General features: G+C 37.0%; 18 protein-coding genes and 1 pseudogene. 4 read left to right on the plus strand and 15 right to left on the minus strand.

Going from position 1 to position 17,162, the window contains the following annotated elements:
• Positions 1-44: 44 nt before the first annotated feature.
• Positions 45-515 (plus strand): Lrp/AsnC family transcriptional regulator, encoded by a 471-nt coding sequence (locus tag AC57AW_RS18705; RefSeq protein WP_034696927.1) that lies wholly within the window; start codon positions 45-47, stop codon positions 513-515.
• A gap of 80 nt (positions 516-595) precedes the next feature.
• Here AC57AW_RS18705 and AC57AW_RS18710 read toward each other — a convergent pair whose 3' ends face one another.
• Positions 596-1,111 (minus strand): phage tail-like protein, encoded by a 516-nt coding sequence (locus tag AC57AW_RS18710; protein ID WP_496353096.1) that lies wholly within the window; start codon positions 1,109-1,111, stop codon positions 596-598.
• 17 nt (positions 1,112-1,128) lie between these two features.
• Positions 1,129-2,130, minus strand: a complete 1,002-nt coding sequence (locus AC57AW_RS18715) for a phage tail-like protein (protein ID WP_496353097.1) — start codon at positions 2,128-2,130, stop codon at positions 1,129-1,131.
• 496 nt (positions 2,131-2,626) lie between these two features.
• Here AC57AW_RS18715 and mnmE point away from each other — a divergent pair, with 496 nt between their 5' ends.
• A complete protein-coding gene (gene mnmE, locus AC57AW_RS18720; protein ID WP_496353098.1) occupies positions 2,627-4,012 on the plus strand; it encodes a tRNA uridine-5-carboxymethylaminomethyl(34) synthesis GTPase MnmE in 1,386 nt (461 codons plus the stop codon).
• Positions 4,013-4,119: 107 nt separating this feature from the next.
• On the opposite strand, the gene AC57AW_RS18725 is transcribed toward mnmE, so the two are convergent.
• The 13 genes and pseudogenes from AC57AW_RS18725 to AC57AW_RS18785 form a co-directional block, all read right to left on the minus strand.
• Entirely contained in the window at positions 4,120-4,512 is a 393-nt protein-coding gene (locus tag AC57AW_RS18725) for a Rid family hydrolase (RefSeq protein WP_496353099.1), read from the minus strand.
• Positions 4,513-4,650: 138 nt separating this feature from the next.
• Positions 4,651-5,235 carry a Crp/Fnr family transcriptional regulator gene (locus AC57AW_RS18730; protein ID WP_223599426.1) on the minus strand — a complete coding sequence of 195 codons (585 nt, stop codon included), beginning with the start codon at positions 5,233-5,235 and terminating at the stop codon, positions 4,651-4,653.
• A gap of 395 nt (positions 5,236-5,630) precedes the next feature.
• On the minus strand, positions 5,631-5,966 hold the full coding sequence (locus AC57AW_RS18735; RefSeq protein ID WP_496353100.1) for a helix-turn-helix domain-containing protein: 336 nt from the start codon (positions 5,964-5,966) through the stop codon (positions 5,631-5,633).
• On the minus strand, positions 5,936-6,361 hold the full coding sequence (locus tag AC57AW_RS18740; protein ID WP_496353101.1) for a transposase: 426 nt from the start codon (positions 6,359-6,361) through the stop codon (positions 5,936-5,938). The genes AC57AW_RS18735 and AC57AW_RS18740 overlap by 31 nt, the downstream gene beginning before the upstream one ends.
• An 18-nt stretch (positions 6,362-6,379) precedes the next feature.
• Positions 6,380-6,814: a hypothetical protein gene (locus tag AC57AW_RS18745; RefSeq protein WP_496353102.1), complete on the minus strand. Its 435-nt coding sequence runs from the start codon at positions 6,812-6,814 to the stop codon at positions 6,380-6,382.
• 223 nt (positions 6,815-7,037) lie between these two features.
• Positions 7,038-8,147: a cytochrome P450 gene (locus tag AC57AW_RS18750; RefSeq protein ID WP_496353103.1), complete on the minus strand. Its 1,110-nt coding sequence runs from the start codon at positions 8,145-8,147 to the stop codon at positions 7,038-7,040.
• Positions 8,148-8,210: 63 nt separating this feature from the next.
• Complete coding sequence (locus AC57AW_RS18755) at positions 8,211-9,659, minus strand: aldehyde dehydrogenase family protein (RefSeq protein WP_496353104.1); 1,449 nt, start codon at positions 9,657-9,659, stop codon at positions 8,211-8,213.
• Positions 9,660-9,685: 26 nt separating this feature from the next.
• Complete coding sequence (locus tag AC57AW_RS18760) at positions 9,686-10,678, minus strand: amidohydrolase family protein (RefSeq protein WP_496353105.1); 993 nt, start codon at positions 10,676-10,678, stop codon at positions 9,686-9,688.
• Positions 10,679-10,706: 28 nt separating this feature from the next.
• The gene (locus AC57AW_RS18765) at positions 10,707-11,303 is read right to left on the minus strand and encodes an NADPH-dependent F420 reductase (protein ID WP_496353106.1); all 597 of its coding nucleotides are present in this window, start codon (positions 11,301-11,303) and stop codon (positions 10,707-10,709) included.
• A gap of 27 nt (positions 11,304-11,330) precedes the next feature.
• On the minus strand, positions 11,331-12,881 hold the full coding sequence (locus tag AC57AW_RS18770) for a GMC family oxidoreductase (RefSeq protein WP_496353107.1): 1,551 nt from the start codon (positions 12,879-12,881) through the stop codon (positions 11,331-11,333).
• A 270-nt stretch (positions 12,882-13,151) separates the two neighbouring features.
• The gene (locus AC57AW_RS18775) at positions 13,152-14,033 is read right to left on the minus strand and encodes an AraC family transcriptional regulator (RefSeq protein ID WP_496353108.1); all 882 of its coding nucleotides are present in this window, start codon (positions 14,031-14,033) and stop codon (positions 13,152-13,154) included.
• A 248-nt stretch (positions 14,034-14,281) separates the two neighbouring features.
• A pseudogene (locus AC57AW_RS18780) lies at positions 14,282-14,561 on the minus strand (DUF1826 domain-containing protein); the annotation flags it as partial.
• A gap of 153 nt (positions 14,562-14,714) precedes the next feature.
• Positions 14,715-15,440, minus strand: a complete 726-nt coding sequence (locus AC57AW_RS18785; protein WP_318847147.1) for a T9SS type A sorting domain-containing protein — start codon at positions 15,438-15,440, stop codon at positions 14,715-14,717.
• Positions 15,441-15,744: 304 nt separating this feature from the next.
• Between AC57AW_RS18785 and AC57AW_RS18790 the strand changes: the two genes are divergently transcribed.
• Both AC57AW_RS18790 and AC57AW_RS18795 read left to right on the plus strand, forming a co-directional pair.
• Positions 15,745-16,305 carry a TetR/AcrR family transcriptional regulator gene (locus tag AC57AW_RS18790; protein ID WP_496353109.1) on the plus strand — a complete coding sequence of 187 codons (561 nt, stop codon included), beginning with the start codon at positions 15,745-15,747 and terminating at the stop codon, positions 16,303-16,305.
• Complete coding sequence (locus AC57AW_RS18795; protein ID WP_496353110.1) at positions 16,302-17,150, plus strand: sialate O-acetylesterase; 849 nt, start codon at positions 16,302-16,304, stop codon at positions 17,148-17,150. The genes AC57AW_RS18790 and AC57AW_RS18795 overlap by 4 nt, the downstream gene beginning before the upstream one ends.
• Positions 17,151-17,162 lie beyond the last annotated feature (12 nt).

The raw sequence follows: 17,162 nt of genomic DNA on the forward strand, positions 1-17,162 counted from the left end.
AAAATACCTGATACATTAAAAAAAATCTATAAAAACAGAACAAAATGGCAACTGAAAATTATATTCCTGATGAAAAAGACTTGTCTATCCTCCGCCTTCTTCAGAAAGATGCAAAGATGAGTGTCCGTGATATTTCGGCAAGAATCAACCTGAGTCCCACTCCTACTCACGAACGTATCAAACGTATGGAAAAACAGGGAATCATTAAAGAATATACGGCTGTGGTAGACCGTAAAAAGGTCAATAAGGGAATGATGGTGATCTGTATGATTGCCTTAAATGTTCACAATAAGAAAACAGCTGGAAAATTCATTGAGGAAGTTGGTAAACTGAAAGAAGTTGTAGAATTTTATAATATCAGTGGGGATTTTGATTTTATGCTGAAGATCCTTGCTCCCAATATGGACGAATTTCACGAATTTTTTGTCAATAAATTATCAGAAATCGAGGGAATTGGACAAACCAAGAGTATTTTTGTGATGAATAGTATCAAGGAAAGTGCTCAGATTGTTTAAGCTAAAAAAAAGCAGCTATATAAAACATACAGCCGCTTTTTCATTTTAAACCAGAATTTTCTAAATTATTCTGTTGTTATTTATTTCCAGTAATTCCAGACTGAGCCATCAAATATTGCCAGTGTTTTGCTGGTTGTATCATAACAGATCATACCGGGATAAGGATTTTTTACGTTAAGATGCGGTGTTGCCACTTTGGGAAGAATCATTGCTTTATTCGGGGATTCCAGAACTAATACACCATCGGCTGCACTGGCTGCTTCCCCCATTATAACTCCTTTGCCTGTTTCTGCAGAACTGTTGACTAGAATCGCACTTGAGTTTCCGGCATCTGATAAGGGTTTCCAGGCATCATTTTCATACATTTTTACTTTGCTATCTGTCACATCAAAAATGAATGTTCCGTTCACTAAAGATCCTGTGGGAAATCCGGATGTAGCGGGAAGAATTAAACCTTTTGTATTTCCTGATACATTATCAAAATCCAATACGGTACTATTTCCGTCTATCGACTGTTTACCAATCGCAACCTGAGCAAAAAATGTATTAAAAACCACTAAGGCAGCTGCTATACTTATATTTCTTATATTTTTCATATTATCTATCGGTTAGATTAATCATTACAGCTTCTTTGTACACATTTCCATTCAGTGCCATTATAAAGCTTTACACATTTATCCTGAATATCGTATAGAAGCATTCCTTCTTTGGGCTCTGCAATGGCATCTCCAGGCTGTGGAGTCTGGCTTACATGCTGAACTCTCGTCATGACAAACCCTTTATTTTTTGATTCCAGCGTTATGAATCCATTAGGAATACTTTCCGGCCAAGAATTGTTTTTCTGCTGTACAGTAATTCCGAATTTTGTATATGTGTCAGGTGTACCTGAAATTCCGGGTTTTGTACAGAATCCATCAATCTCATCAATAATAAGAGGAGCATTTCCGCAACTTGATTTATCTTCGGATAATCCTTCTGGCCATAAGGTTGGACACATCGCTTTTGTTGCATTCGGTCCGCAGAAACTTGAATTCCCCATTCCTAATCCTGTTACAGATCCCATAACAATGGCTACTATCTGGTTATCATCACTGATGATGGAAGCTCCTCCACCTCCGCTTACATCTGCTTTTGCAATACAATAAGCTCTTCCAGTAGAAATACCTACGTATTCAACAGAAGGATATGTTGTAGACTGCTGGGTAAATGTTCCACAAATTTCTACAACACTACTTGTTCCCATTTCAATAACAGAAGTTGTTCCCGGATAAAAACCTCCAAAGGTTGGATCTTCCTGAATAACTGATCCTACAAGAGATAAGAAAGATTTACTTCCTAATTTAATTTTTGAATTTTTCTGAGATCCGAAAGTCCCTACTTTCACTGTTCCTGTTGACTTAACACTTGCTCCATTACCAATTTCCAGCACTCCATCAACCTGAATACTGTTAGACTGCAATTGTCCGGATTGAATGATCAGTGTTGCTCCGTTTGGAATGCTGATGTTTGTACTTACACTAAGATTTCCGTTGAGACAATAGGTATTTCCGCTTGTGATCGTCTGTCCGGTATAAGGAATACACTGAGCATAAGTCATTGCACTAAAAAAAAGCATTAATAAAAAAGATAATTTTTTATTAATATTTAAAAAAAATAGGTTATTCATATACATTTATAATACTTTAACAAATTATTATTATTTAAATAAAAAATATTTAAATTTTCAACATCATCATCCCCACTAACAACAATTAATATACCAAACGCTTGTTTAATTTTTTAATATTTATATGATATTTGACCCGAACACATCATCTTCAACACTGTTAAAAAACTTCTATAAATAGTACACCACAACAAATTACACTCTTTAAATGCCGTTCAAATTCAACAGAATTATTTCATCTATTTTCAATTTAAAATGATGTTTTCCGGGGATGTTTAACAAGAAGAATTCTTTATTTTTAATACAACATGTCCATTTATGATGCAAACCACATTCAAAACATTACAAATTTCAAATCATCCGTATTTTAAACTAAATAAGACAATAGATAATCTGAATGACGGACCTCCATGCAAATTCACATTAAAAACCGTAAATTTGCAGCATGAATAACGATACGATATGTGCACTGGCTACTGCCAATGGAATAGGTGCTTTAGGCATCATCCGAGTTTCAGGAAATGAGGCTTTATCTGTAGTTCAGAAAAGTTTTCCGGCCAAAAATCTGGAAAAACAAAAATCCCACACCATTCATTACGGTTATTTTATGGATGAGGAGGAAGCTATTGATGAAGTAATACTTTCTATCTTCCTTGCTCCGAAAAGTTTCACCACTGAAAATTCTGTGGAGATTGCTTTTCACGGCTCTCCGCATATCGGAAAACGTATTCTTGAAACTTTGATCAAAAACGGGGCGAGAATGGCCAAAGCAGGAGAATTTACACTCCGTGCTTTCATCAACGGCAGAATTGACCTTTCCCAGGCGGAAGCTATTGCTGATGTGATTGCATCTGAAAACGAAGCTTCCAGAAAAGTAGCGATCAATCAACTGAAGGGAGGAATCACGAATGAAATCTCTCTTTTAAGAACGGATCTTCTGAATTTTGTTTCCCTGATCGAGCTGGAACTGGATTTTGCTGAAGAAGATGTAGAATTTGCAGACCGAAGCGCTTTGAACGGATTATTGGATAAAATTGAATTAAAATTAAATTCTCTTATTGAAAGTTTCCAATACGGAAATGCCATTAAAAACGGAACTGCTGTTGCTATCATCGGAAAGCCCAATGCTGGAAAGTCCACGCTGCTGAACTCTCTTTTAAAAGAAGAAAGAGCGATTGTAAGTAATATTGCGGGAACCACCAGAGATACGATTGAGGAAATTCTTCATATTAAAGGACACGCCTTCCGACTGATTGATACGGCAGGACTTCGCGAAACGATGGATGAAATTGAAGCTATCGGGGTAAAAAAAGCAAAAGAAAAGGTAGAAAATGCTAATATCCTTGTATATCTGGCTGATGCTGCTACTGAAGATTTTTCGGAGGATATTGAAATGATTCAGTCGCTACTGAGAGAAGATCTGAAACTGATTATCTGCGCAACAAAAATTGATGAAGTGACTCCTACCAAATACGAAACAGTAGAAAACATCTTCAGAAATGCCCTTTCTCACGAATTTGATTTCATTAAAATATCAGCTGTTGAAAATCAAAATATTCAGGATCTGAAAAATGAACTTTCATCCTATGTTGAGCATTTAAAATCTGAAGAAAACAACGTTGTGATTACCAACCAACGTCACTTTGAAGCACTGCGAAAATCTCTGGATGCTGTTCACAAAGTAAAAGAAGCCATCGTTTTCCAGATTTCTACAGAATTGCTTGCTTACGAACTGAGAAACGCCCTGGAACATCTTGGAGAAATTTCCGGAGAGGTTACAAATGATGAAGTGCTTGGGAATATTTTTTCTAAGTTTTGTATCGGAAAGTAAAACTCATTTTTAGAAAAAAGGCTTAGATTCCATAATCTAAGCCTAATATTTTAAATGCATTGAACTTGCTTAATCAATGACTATTTTTGGAAAATTCAATGGTAGCCTTATACCGTTGCCATAATTTTAATTTCGACAAGCTGTCCTGGCAATGCAAGTCCGCTTACTCCAACCATTGTACTGGCTACGGTTTTAGGATTATCATAAAATTCTGTTTTGAAATTTTTTCTTGCCTCAAATGCAGTCGCCATATCCATTGCATAAATCACTTCTTCTACTACATTTTCCATGGTCATATCATATCTTGACAATAATTCTTTGATATTCGCATAGGTTTGCTTCATCTGCGCTTCCATCCCTTCTGCTAATTCACCTTTATCGTTGTGACCCAATTGACCGGAAATCCAAACGGTATTACCTTTTTTTACCGCTTGTGCGTATCCGTAAATATCTTCCCAAGGCATTCCAAAGCCTTCTGCTGTTTTATTTTCCTGTGACATTTTTTATATTTTAAATTAATAAGGCAAATGTAGAACAGATAGAAGTCTTAAAAATTTAACTAGTTTAATAAAAACGTTTCCAATAAAAAAATGCCGAATATTTTTATATCCGACATTTTATAATTTTAAATGTATTGTTTATTTCTGCTTATTCGCTAAACGTTTCCTGATGGTACTTACAAACTCTTTTGAAACGCCAAGATAGGATGCAATATAATACTGCGCCACACGCTGCGGAATCGTTGGATAAACTCTTATAAATTCCAGATAACGATCTGTTGCAGGTTGAGAAATAGTATTAACCAAGCGGTTTTGCAGGGTCACCACATACCGCTGCATCATTAGTCGGAAAGCTCTTTCAAACTTTGGAACTTTCTGTAATAACTCTTCCTTCGTTTCCGGATTCAGCATATAAATTTCGGTATCTTCCAAAGTTTCAATAAAAATCTTTGAGGGCGTTTTACTGTTAAACGAATCAATATCGGTAATCCACCAATCTTCAACGGCGAATAGAAGCGTCACTTCAAAACCATTTTCATCAAGATAATACGTTCGCACACATCCCTCTTTTATAAAACCCTCAAACTGGCAAATCTCTCCTTCGCGCAAAAGATGTGTTTTCTTCGGAAACTTCTGAAGCGTCAGCAAATCCTCATAAATTTTTTCCTCTTCAGGTGTTAAGCTAACGAACCGCGAAATGTTTTTAATGATATTTTGAAACATAAATTTATTTTACGGCTGCAAATTAGCAAAAAGTCTTTAAACATAGGCATTCAAGAGCCAATTCCCTACCGTGATGGCTAATTATTTTCACCTATTTGTTCAGATTTTCACAAAAAACTTTATTGACCCCAATCGAACCAGTCGTTTTTATATAGAGTTTTTAAAATAAAATACACAAAGAAGGTTATCGTAGTAGGAACATAAAAAAACTCCTGCAAAGTGCAGGAGTAGAGAATGAGGCAGTAATAATAACTATTTATTCTTAATGAGTTTTAAAATCCGCTTTTACCAATACGATAAAAATGAATAAAATTATAGCGGATCATTTAAAATATTTGCTATTCAAAGATTGTAGCTTGACACATTAATTCAGAATAATAATGATGTTTACGCGCTCATTCATCAAGATTGAGATTTTTCCATTTGGCTATTGTGTTTCTACTCAATTTAAAATATTTGCCCAATTGGCTATTGTTTAATTTGTGTTTTTTCTGATAGTTGAGGATTTCAAAAACGGCTTCTTTATCATAGGATTTAAATTTTTGATTTGAAGACAGTGTATCACTAAATAAAATGTTATTAATTTTCAATACATCAGAAATGGACAGTTCATCCTTAGCCAGAAAATGTTTAACAATTTCTGTTTTATCAGGACATTTGGATGCGATAAAGTCATAATAAATCTGTTTGTAATTGGGACCTATATGGGTCGCCCGTATTTTCTTATCCATTTATTTAATGTCGATTTTGGAATTCTGTATCGATTTCTGATTTCTAAAGAGCTCATCTGGTTATTTTCCAAAAGCTCCAGTATAAAATCTATAATTTCTCTGGTGTATAATCCTTTCCTGAATTGAGGCATCTGAGACTCTTTATTCTTTTTATGGGGATTGGGAGCTGGAGCATATAAGATCAGATGATTGGAGTACAGCCGGAAAAAATCATACTCCAGAAGTTTTGACCATTTTAAAAGTACATCTGTATCTGCAGATTTTTGAGAATACATTTCTATGATTTCACTTTCTGTTTTCTGTAGAAATTTACAGATTCTATATATCTCCAATTCTTTTTCAATCACTCCTTTATACAGCAGATTTCCAATATGAATATCTTTTAAATTTTCCATTCTATACGTATGTATTTACTATTCGCAATAAGGCTGCTTCTTTGTAGAAATATATTCATCGTCTTGCATCTTCATATTTTTTATGATATCCCGAAAAAGTAAATGCACCTGAATTTCACTGCAAAAAGTGATATTAATATCCACCCTTACTACATTTCCGGAATAACCTGAAAATAGAATGATCAGGTATTTCTGAAGAAACTCTTTTTTTATTTCAATATTTAATATTTTCCCGTGAGGGATTTCAAAACGGGGATTTTTGCCAAGTGAAGGCCACTGATAACTTTTTATGAAAATGATCTCATCTGAGTTTTCATATTCGAAGATAAACCTGTTTTTTATTTTCCCATACAGCAATACCAAAAGACTGGCAACAACAGACAGCATAGAAAGTAAATGATAATCAATATTCCTAAAAAGAATAATTGCTCCCAGGAGTAACAGAATAATCATTATCTGAAAAATTATATGCTTTATTGCTCTTTTTTTATTGCTTATTTTCATTGAACATTAAAGAGTAAAAGAATTGTTATTACAAATTCAGTTTCAGCTTAAGTAATTTTCTCTTAAGTGAATGAATATCTCAGTGCTTATTCTCAGAACACTACACTAATAACTACCTGATATTGAACACGATACAGCATTTCCTTATTTTGAATAATTAAAGTTGATGAGACTATCCCAATTGCACTTCCAGGGAAATAATATCTCTTGATATCACATTACTGAACCATTCTTCAGAAAGAATCTTCGAATCCGGAAAAAACTCATAGAATTGTTCAAATGCAATCTCAGCCTCCATTTTTGCCACGTACCATCCTATACAATGATGAATTCCTTTACTGAATGAAAAATAATCCGCCAAAGGATCTTCTCCTTCTTTAATATCATAATTAGCTGATGCTAATATGGCAATCAGCAAATCACCTTTATATAACTTTGTACCCGAGAGCTCATATTCTTCATGAACATATCTGGGAAAAGCACTGTTGGCCGGAGAGGTACGAAATAATATTTCATCTACCAATCTGTTTTCCGGTGCATGTCCGCTGGTGATAATCTTTCGCAATCCCTGAATAATCAGGCTCGCTGTAGTGCCAGACCCTGCAATAAACAACAAAAGGCTGATACTTAAAACTTCATCATCAGAAAGCCCTGCATTCAGCAATACTGAAATGATATCAGAAACATCAGTAGATTTCTTTTTCTGTCCAATGGTTCTTTTTAGAATATGATGAAATTCTACTACATTTTTCAAGTGGTCTTCCGGATAGGCTTTTACCATCTGCAGAGAAATTGCATACTGAGGAAAATCTTCATTCCATTCAAGTCCCAGCATTTTCGAAATGATATTAACAGGAACAGGGTATGAAAAAGTTTTCGCGAGATCCACGGTTTCCCCTTTCTTCCATCCGGAAAGGATCTCTTTTACTTTTTCTGTAATGTAATAACGGTAACCTTCCAACACGTCTCTGGTAAAAAACTTTTCAAGCGGTTCTCTTAATCTTTTATGCTGATTTCCATCTGCAGCCAGCAGGTGTAGAGGTTTTGGAATAGCCTCTGAAAAAGGATTATTGGAATAAGTCTGCTCATCTGTAGCCGGGCTTACCTGAAACACTTTACCTGATGTAAGAACTTCTTCAACCTCTTTTCTACGGGTTACAAGCCATACTTTGGGACCGTCCGGAATCTGATAAGGATAAAGCCCTTCTTTCTTACGCAGTCCCGCCAGGATGTTATCCGGATTGGTTGCGAATTCTATTGAATCAAAATTAATGTCTTCCATAGTTTTTTTATTAAAACTGCCTGCCACTATTCCCTGGGGACAACAGCAGACAGTTATAAAAATTTATAAGGTACCGTGCTGGTGAACAATGTGTTTGTGTTCCAGAAAATCTTCTAAAGAAGCCAGACCATTCAGTCTTCCCAGACCACTCAGTTTATATCCTCCTTCTTCAAATTCATCTCTCACTTCAGCCCAAGCATTGATCCATACAGTTCCTGCTTCAAGCTCTCTCACTATTTTTAAAGGTAAATCAACATCCTGGCTCCATACAGAAGCGGCTAAACCATATACATTATCATTAGCCAGTTCAATAGCTTCTTCTGCGGTTTCAAAAATCTGTACTGTGGCTACAGGTCCAAATGTTTCTTCCTGTACAATGTCCAGTTTATTATTGGTTACCTGAAGTAATGTAGGGCGGTAAAAAGCACCTGAAGCCAATGGACCCTCGGTTACTCTTCCACCTCGGACAAGTACTTTAGCCCCTTCGGAGATCGCTTTATCTACTGCCTTATCAACCCTTTCTGCATTCGCCTTGTCTATCATGGGTCCCATCTCGCTTTGAGAATCAGCGGCAGGTCCTACTTTTACATTTTCCAGTCGCTTAGACAGTTTTTCTATCAATTCATCAGCAATTCCTTTTTGTACCAGGATACGGCTTCCTGTCATACAAAACTGTCCTGCAAATACAGTGATTGCCTTTTCCAGCGCTGGTACTGTTCTATCCAGACTGGCATCATCAAATACAAGCATCGGGGTTTTACCACCCAATTCAAAACCAAATTTCTTCAGCTGCGGAGCACCATTACGCATCAATATTTTACCGGTATGGGTACTTCCTGTATAAGAAACGGTAGGGATATCCGGAGATTCCACTATTAGAGCTGCTCCATCACTTCCGCTTTCCGTAAACTGATTGATAACTCCTTTCGGAAGACTTTTTACGGAGGCAAAAACCTCGTTAATCAAGGCATTGATCTGTGCGGTCTGTGCGGGCATTTTAATTACAGCGGTACAGCCGGCTGCAAGTGCGGGGGCCAGAGAACGTATCATCAGGATGATAGGAGAATTCCACGGAGCGATAATTCCTGCCACTCCTACAGCTTCTGTAAGAACAACGCTCAGTGAGCCAGGTGTGGTTTCAAGGGCACGTCCGGCCTGAGCAAGAGCCTGAGCTGCAAAATATCGAAGTTTCGGGGCGACAAGACTAAATTCAAATTCTGCTTCTCCACGTACTTTCCCATTTTCCAGTGCAAGTATTTCAACCAATTTTTCATGATATGCTTCAAACTGGTCTGCCAGCTCATTCAGAACTTTATATCTCAAATGGCGGTTTACTTTCCAGTCTGTCTCCTTAAATGCTTTTTTTGCAGCAGCTATTCCCTGTACAGCTTCCTCCAGACCTCCATCTGCGAAAACTCCTATTTTCTCACCGTTTGCCGGGTTAATACTGTCTTTATGGTTACCACTATCTACCCATTCTCCGCCAATCCAATTCAATACTGTGTTTTTCATTTTTTGTAAATTAAATTAAGTTGATTTTAAAAATTAAATAATCTCATTGCATTGGTTCTTCCTATTTTCATCCGGTCATTTTCACTGATTAAAGCCTTGTCAAACCATTCACTTGCTGTTTTCATGCTTTCATAAGGATAATCTGCCGAAAACATAACACGGTCTACTCCAATTTCACTAATGGTATTCAACAGACCTTTGGTATGGAAATGTCCACTGGTAGTAACATAAAAGTTGCTGTTAAAGTATTCGCTGACCTTTTGCTTTGCTTTTCCTAACCCTTCGCCTTCTCTTTGCATCTCTAATCTGTGCTCCAATCTTGGCAGCATGAGCGGAAGACCTTCACCTAAATGTCCAAGAATGATATTGATATTCGGGTATTTATCAAAGAGACCGCTAAGCATTAAACGGATAGCATGGGTTGCCGTTTCATGGGCAAAACCCCATGCGGAACCGACAAGAGAGGAATATCCTTCATAAATCCGGCGTTGTGTTGGAAGTGATTCTCTTGGATGTAAGTATACGGGAACATTCAGTTCTGCTACTTTATCCCAAAATTCCCAGACAGGCTCTTCATCCAGATATTGGGCCGTATTTTCATCACCAATATTTGTATAGCCATTGATTAATACTCCTTTAAATCCTAATTCCTTTACTGCACGTTCCATCTCAGCAGCAGCATCCTTGGGAGACTGCAAGGCCACTGTGGCAAAGGCAGACAGGCGGTCCTGATTTTTTGAGGTAAATTTATCATAGATCTCATCATTGGTCTTCTTTGCAAAATCTACGGCTTTAGGAATATCCAGAATTGACTGAGCTCCGGGAGAAGTTAAGGACAGGATAGAAATATCAATTCCGTTTTCGTCCATTTCTGCTAGTCTCTGTGAAGTATCCAAAAGTTTCTGATCAACATTTTCCATGTATTTCTTTCCGTTTCTGGCGGCTTCACCTGATGCGTCCCATAAACTATTATTGAGGCTGGTACTCAAATGTTCTTCTAATACGATCTTTTTTTTCATGACTGAATTTTGTTATTCATTAATACTTTTATAATGGATATTTTACTAAATTGTTAAGGCTTAGGGAGCCAATGATCAGTTGCTGCAACAAACCGCCTTCAGCTATTTTCCCAAGATAAATACCGGAAAAACCAAAGCTTTCTATAATTTCACTGACTTTCTTATTGGCCTCTTCATCATCTCCGGAATAGAACAGCACACGTTCTCCTTCATTTACTTTAGGATCCGCCCCCATCAAGGCAGCCGGTAATGTATTGAATGCTTTTACTACTTTTGCACCTTTTAAATAACCCTGCACAATTTCTGTGGAATTTTTCCCACCTGTGTCTATCAATTTGATATCAGGCATGGTTACTGCATTTGTAGCATCAATTACGGTTTTATTCTTCCAGTCGATATCTGCGGTGGCCTGTTCTACACTGGAGAAAGGAATACTTAAAAATACAATGTCAGCATTGGCTGCATCAGAAACTGATCCTGCGGAAGCACCCTTGCCTAATTGTAGTGCCAGGTCTTTTACTTTATTGATATCCTGAGCACTCAGTATTACTTCGTATCCTGCTTTCAAGGCATGTCCGGCAAATGACTGACCTATATGTCCAGCCCCTATTATTCCTAATTTCATATTACTATTTTTAGTTGGTTATATATATTATTTGTGTTTTTTTATATCATCCGCTATCTTTTCTGCAAGCATTATGACCGTTGGGTTGGGGGCTGCTGAAACGGCATCAGGAAATATAGAAGCATCCACTACTCTCAATCCTTGTGTTTTGTATACTTTTCCGGAAAAATCTACGACTGCACTTTTATCGTTTTCTTCTCCCATTGGAACTGTTGAAAAAGGATGATGGTAGGTATCCAGCGTGGCTTTTATGCTTTTAAGAATATCTTCGTCACTTACAGCATCTGCACCCGGGTTCAGCTCCTGTACAAAAATATTTTTCAAAGGCTGGGTATTTCCTATTTTACGGGCAAGCTTGATTCCTTCTAATAATCGTTTACGGTCCTCTTCTTCACCTAAAAAATTCAGATCGATAACAGGGGCATCTTTAGGGTTTTTACTTGAGAGCTTAAGACTTCCTGTTGACTTAGGATTGGTTAATGCTACTGCTAAAACAAATCCTAATTTTGTAGGGCTCTGTTCGTGTGGAAAGAGGTGCGTTGCCGTGATATGGATGTCCAGTTCTCCTTGTTTTGCATAGGATGATTTTGTCCAGAGTTTAACTCCAATCACAGGAACCTGTCTTCCTGTTTTTTGTGGGTCTAAAGCATATGCGTTGTAATAAAAAGGATGGTCATAAAGCTTTTTCCCTACCGGAAGTTCTGCAATAACCGGAATTTTATTTTTCTCCAGTTCTTCTTTTGGTCCGATACCTGAACGAAGCAGTATGGAAGCACTCCCATATGTTCCTGCGGAAAGTATAATCTCTTTAGCTTTGAAAACACGTCCGTCATCAGTAATGACAGCCTTTGCCTTTTGCCCTTCAAAGAGCACCCTGTCTGTAAGAGCATTTCCAACGACTGTAAGGTTTGGCCGGCTGCGTACCTCTTCATTCAGATAAGCCATTCCCGTATTGTATCTTACACCATTAAAAATATTCATTGGATATGGACCTACACCATGTTGTTTATCCGCATTGAAATCTGTGATTTCATCATAACCGTATGCTTTCGATGCTTCTAAGAATGCCAGCTGAGCAGGGCTTACCTCTGTTTTTGACATCTGATGGATAAGAAAAGGCCCATGGTCACCGTGCCATTTTTGATCTTTGATCTCTGATGTTTCCATTTTTTTGTAGTATGGCAGAACGTCATCCCAATTCCAATGCTGTAAATGATATTTCTTTGTCCATCTTTCAAAGTCTGCCGGTAAAGCCCTTACTGCAACTGATCCGTTTATTGATGAGCTTCCGCCCAGCACTTTTCCTCTGGGCACATTCAGTGATTTACCAATATAACCTGGAGTAGACTGGTATCCCCATTCATATCTTTTGTCTCCCTTGGCTCCCAAAACATCACTGCTTGCCAGTATATTCGGATAGCCTTTTTTATCAAATATGGGACCTGCTTCCAGTACGAGTACTTTTTTTGTAACATCTTCGGAAAGCCTGTTACCCAACACCGCACCCGCAGATCCTGCACCTACGATGATATAGTCATATTCAGTTTCTGTAGGTATAATAATGTGTTTTGTTTCCATTTTTTTTATGTTCTGTGCATTTGCATTGTGTGTAAAAAAAATTATAATCCCTGTTCCAAGGAGGTATAACTTCGATTTTATATTCATCAGATATGATTTAATTATTTTGTAGTACAAATTAACGACGTAAAAGAATCGTGATAAAGGTTAAAAACAGAAATAAAAGTGGCAGAATGCGAACTGAAAATCAGACAATACATAATAGAAAAGCCTGTCATCCAATGAATGACAGGCTTTTCTATTGTTTTTTTCTATGTTTTGTTTGACCGGCTAGCTAATGTCCATTTTAAACTTAGAGGGTGAGATCCCGGTATATTTTTTAAAGAATTTGGTGAAAGTGGAGGGTTCATCAAATCCCAGATCATAACCGATTTCCTTGACCGTCATGAGCTCATGAACGAGGAGTCGTTTACTTTCTAAAATAATCTGCTCATTGATCAATTCTTTAGGTGATTTGCCCAATACGGTCATGGTAGCTTTCTGCAGTGTTCTTTCACTTACAAACAATTCCCCGGCATAATATTTTACCATAGTCTGATTACGGAAAGATTTAGTGACCAGTTTCTTAAATTCAGTTACGAGTTTATTGTCATGGGTCTGAAGACCGTTTTGAGTTTTCCCTTGATTTTCCTGCATAAACTTACGTTCTGAAAGCAGCAGCAAGCTGGACAGATCGTTATGAAGGATAGTGCGTTGAAAGGTATCGGATGTTTTCTGCAGCTCTGCGGTAATTTTCAGAATCAGAGCAAGTATAGCGTTCAATTCATCTTCTTTAAAATTGATGCTTGTAATGGGATACAGGTTGTTAAAAATATTGGCATTATCCAGAAAATAATTATCCTGGGAAGACTGGTAAAAGAAATCTCTTGAGAAGGCAACCAGCCAGCCATCATAATCTTCTTCCTTCCGAAAAGCATGTACCTGGCCCGGAACAGTAAACAATACATCTCCCTTTTCTATGGCTATTTCATTGAAATCCACCATATGGGAAGACTTACCTCCGGTTATCACATGTACAATATAGAAATCTGTACGGTGGGGAACCAGTACCGAATCCTTTCCTTTATCTATTCTTTCGGAAATAGATATTATATGGATGTTTTGTTTAGGATTTTTTATCGGTTTAAAAGGATAAGTAATAATATGCCCCATACCATTCTACAATTTATTTTAAATTCATTGGCTGCTGTCCTTTATTATTGGTTTTACGATTTTTTCAAGCGATTTTACTTGCTTGTTTTATGTTTCCATTTCCGGAATATAGAATTCGTAAATATTTTTATTAAAACGACAGCAGCATAATAGAGGTTTCACCCGTTTATTTACGATAATAAATTTAAAAAAATATTGGCAATTTTCAACCATTTGTAAGAGCAATAAGGCAAGAATATGATGAACTATTAGCAAATTAACAGCAACCGATATTCACCTTCGTTTTTCACAGGAGCTATATGAACAAATGGCGACTCCTTTTTGCTCCGGATGATCTACAGCAATTCTCCAAAGGTGGCCTACTCCTAAATTTACTGATTCTGCATTGGGTCTAGGCTGATAGTGAAGATCATAGAAATATTCTTTGAGGAAATCTTCAAATTTTTCTTCCGGACCATCATGCAGCTTTTTTAACTGTTCCCGGATCTCAGGAATCAAAATTTTCTGTTCCACCTGATCATTGGGGATGTTCAGATTTACACAAAAAACTTTATTGACCTAATCGAACCAGTAGTTTTATACAGAATTTTTTTAAATAAGATAAAAAACACAGAAGATTATCGTAAAAACATCAAAAAACTCCTGCGTTTTGCAGGAGTTGAGAATAGAGTAGCAATAGTACTATTTATTCTTTATCAGTTTTAAAGTTCCACTTTTACCGATGCTGGATTTCCACTGAACAACATAGGTACCTCCCAAAGAATTTTTGAGATCAATAGGTAATTTGTTTAGCCCGGCTTCTATATCTGTAGTATATGCTCTAACTACTTTACCATTGATATCAACAACATTGATTGAAATTGTTTCTTTATCCGCAGCCGTATAGTAAAGCTCAGAGAATCCCATGCTTGGATTAGGTACCAATACTGTATTATCACTTTGAAGATTCCCATTTTTAGAAACCGTAGGGCGGACACATGTATAGCATAAAAACTTGGTAACCCTGATGGTATACTGGTTTGGTGCATCGCAATAAATATCTACTCCATATCCATACCCTGAATAGGTTGGCTGATATGCAATCAGATTAGGATCTGAAATGGTTGTATGACTTCCCACTACGGTTGATAGCGGATAGTATCCACTAACTAATTGTGCGCCTCCCAAATCATTAAGCTTTGCTTTAACATACGTAACCTGTGATGAAGTAGTAAATGAAGGAAAGGCATAGTCTTTGGAAGTTATATTATTAGGAGGAAACAAATTAGATTGCGGAGCAGAAACCCCGGTATTTATTTCAAGTGTAAGAGCAGCATTGGCATAAGCAATATGTCCCTGACCATAATCATCGTGTCTGGTAAAGGTAGCTTTGTAAGTCTCTACGGGACCAATAATTATTTGTGCCATGAATTGATTTTGGCAGACCAGCAAAAAAGATAGCAATAGGATAAATTTTTTCATTTTATTTAGATTTTAAGTTATTTTTTTATGGCAGATCTATTCTGATTTTTTTAATAATGTAAAATTGAAAGTTCTGAGCCGGATCGTAAAAGGATAATTAATAAGTGTGAAAGAATTCCTGATATCTGCTTATATTTATTTAACAACTGTAGATTTAATATTCACATCCTTTTTCAATCCACAGCTATTTTTAGAATTAAATGTCTCAATTTTGAGACATTTGTTATATATTTGAGGCATTGAAAAAATAATGAATACTCAACAAAGAATTATTGATACAGCGATATCTGTTTTCAATGAGGATTTTTCGGCAACATTTGAAGAGATTGCACTACGCTGTAATCTTAACCGCAGGACATTGCATCGGTACTTTAAAAACCGAAACGAATTATTAGAAGCCTGCAATGCAAATATGATGAAGGCCTGGGAAGAAGCAGCTATTAAAGCCTGTAATAGCTCTACCAATCCCTTGGTACAACTGGAAAACTTATTATATGCCGGTATTGACAGCGGAACGAAATATGCCTTTTTAATTAAGCTGAACGAAGTGGAGCCTGCTTATACAACTGAAATAAGTAAGGAGTATTTAAAGACAAGGAACAATATATTCAAGGCAATAGAAACTCTGCAAAAAGAACAATTGATAGACAGCGAACTGCCATTAGCATGGATAAAGATTCTTTTTACAAACGTTATCACAGCAACTATCACCGCATACAGATCGGGAGATATTGCGCCTAATGAAATAAAAAAATTAGCCTGGAATTCATTCAGCAGAAGTATAGGCTTAGTAGTAAATAAACAAAAATGATACATTCTTTTTTAATGATAGGCCAATCTAATATGGCCGGGCGCGGTTATGCAAAAGAAGTCCCGTTTATTTTTGATGAACATATTAAAATGTTGAGAAACGGCTTATGGCAGATCATGGCAGAACCTATTAATTTTGACCGGCCCAGTTCGGGTGTGGGGCTCGCTTCATCGTTTGCCGCTTTCTGGAGGCAAGATCATCAACAGGATGAAATCGGCTTGATTCCATGTGCTGATGGAGGAACCAGCCTTGATGACTGGGCCGTAGGCAATGCTCTGTTTGAGAATACCGTTTCACAAGCCAGACTTGCCCAGCGAACAAGTGAGATTAAAGGAATCTTATGGCATCAGGGCGAAAGTGACTGTTCTCCTGAAAAGGCAGACCAATATCAGGAAAAGTTCTCTACAATCATTGATGCTTTACGCCAGGAACTCAATATCCCTGAAGTTCCTCTCATCATTGGAGGATTGGGAGACTATTTACCCAACGGAATATTTGGTCAGTATTTTAAGCATTATTCTTTGGTCAACAGAGAACTTGAAGATTTTGCCCACTCTCATGAAAACTGTTATTTTGTTACCGCAAAAGGACTTACAGCTAATCCTGATGGCATTCATTTTAATGCACATTCCCAAAGATTATTAGGAATCAGGTATTATTATGCTTACCGTGACCTAAAACATCTTCTGAACCCCAACGTTAATGAAAATGATATTTTGAATGAAATCTATAACCGTCCTTATACCAAAACGGAAAAGATCAAGCTGTTGGAACACGAATTTGCACTTGGGAATATTGAAGGTAAGGATTATTTAATGCAAATAACAGCCATAGGGCAAGAATAAAAGAACACTCTG

This window comes from Chryseobacterium sp. BGA-UO-ETr-SB22 (genome assembly GCF_059567885.1).

Bases quoted from the DNA above. Each gene is read 5' to 3' on its own strand.
- AC57AW_RS18725 (WP_496353099.1), bottom strand. From the start codon at position 4,512: ATGTCACAGGAAAATAAAACAGCAGAAGGCTTTGGAATGCCTTGGGAA.
- AC57AW_RS18705 (WP_034696927.1), top strand. From the start codon at position 45: ATGGCAACTGAAAATTATATTCCTGATGAAAAAGACTTGTCTATCCTC.
- AC57AW_RS18760 (WP_496353105.1), bottom strand. From the start codon at position 10,678: ATGAAAAAAAAGATCGTATTAGAAGAACATTTGAGTACCAGCCTCAAT.
- AC57AW_RS18710 (WP_496353096.1), bottom strand. From the start codon at position 1,111: ATGAAAAATATAAGAAATATAAGTATAGCAGCTGCCTTAGTGGTTTTT.
- AC57AW_RS18755 (WP_496353104.1), bottom strand. From the start codon at position 9,659: ATGAAAAACACAGTATTGAATTGGATTGGCGGAGAATGGGTAGATAGT.
- AC57AW_RS18745 (WP_496353102.1), bottom strand. From the start codon at position 6,814: ATGATTATTCTGTTACTCCTGGGAGCAATTATTCTTTTTAGGAATATT.
- AC57AW_RS18735 (WP_496353100.1), bottom strand. From the start codon at position 5,966: ATGGATAAGAAAATACGGGCGACCCATATAGGTCCCAATTACAAACAG.
- AC57AW_RS18775 (WP_496353108.1), bottom strand. From the start codon at position 14,033: ATGGGGCATATTATTACTTATCCTTTTAAACCGATAAAAAATCCTAAA.
- mnmE (WP_496353098.1), top strand. From the start codon at position 2,627: ATGAATAACGATACGATATGTGCACTGGCTACTGCCAATGGAATAGGT.
- AC57AW_RS18790 (WP_496353109.1), top strand. From the start codon at position 15,745: ATGAATACTCAACAAAGAATTATTGATACAGCGATATCTGTTTTCAAT.
- AC57AW_RS18715 (WP_496353097.1), bottom strand. From the start codon at position 2,130: ATGCTTTTTTTTAGTGCAATGACTTATGCTCAGTGTATTCCTTATACC.
- AC57AW_RS18730 (WP_223599426.1), bottom strand. From the start codon at position 5,235: ATGTTTCAAAATATCATTAAAAACATTTCGCGGTTCGTTAGCTTAACA.
- AC57AW_RS18750 (WP_496353103.1), bottom strand. From the start codon at position 8,147: ATGGAAGACATTAATTTTGATTCAATAGAATTCGCAACCAATCCGGAT.
- AC57AW_RS18740 (WP_496353101.1), bottom strand. From the start codon at position 6,361: ATGGAAAATTTAAAAGATATTCATATTGGAAATCTGCTGTATAAAGGA.
- AC57AW_RS18795 (WP_496353110.1), top strand. From the start codon at position 16,302: ATGATACATTCTTTTTTAATGATAGGCCAATCTAATATGGCCGGGCGC.
- AC57AW_RS18765 (WP_496353106.1), bottom strand. From the start codon at position 11,303: ATGAAATTAGGAATAATAGGGGCTGGACATATAGGTCAGTCATTTGCC.
- AC57AW_RS18785 (WP_318847147.1), bottom strand. From the start codon at position 15,440: ATGGCACAAATAATTATTGGTCCCGTAGAGACTTACAAAGCTACCTTT.
- AC57AW_RS18770 (WP_496353107.1), bottom strand. From the start codon at position 12,881: ATGGAAACAAAACACATTATTATACCTACAGAAACTGAATATGACTAT.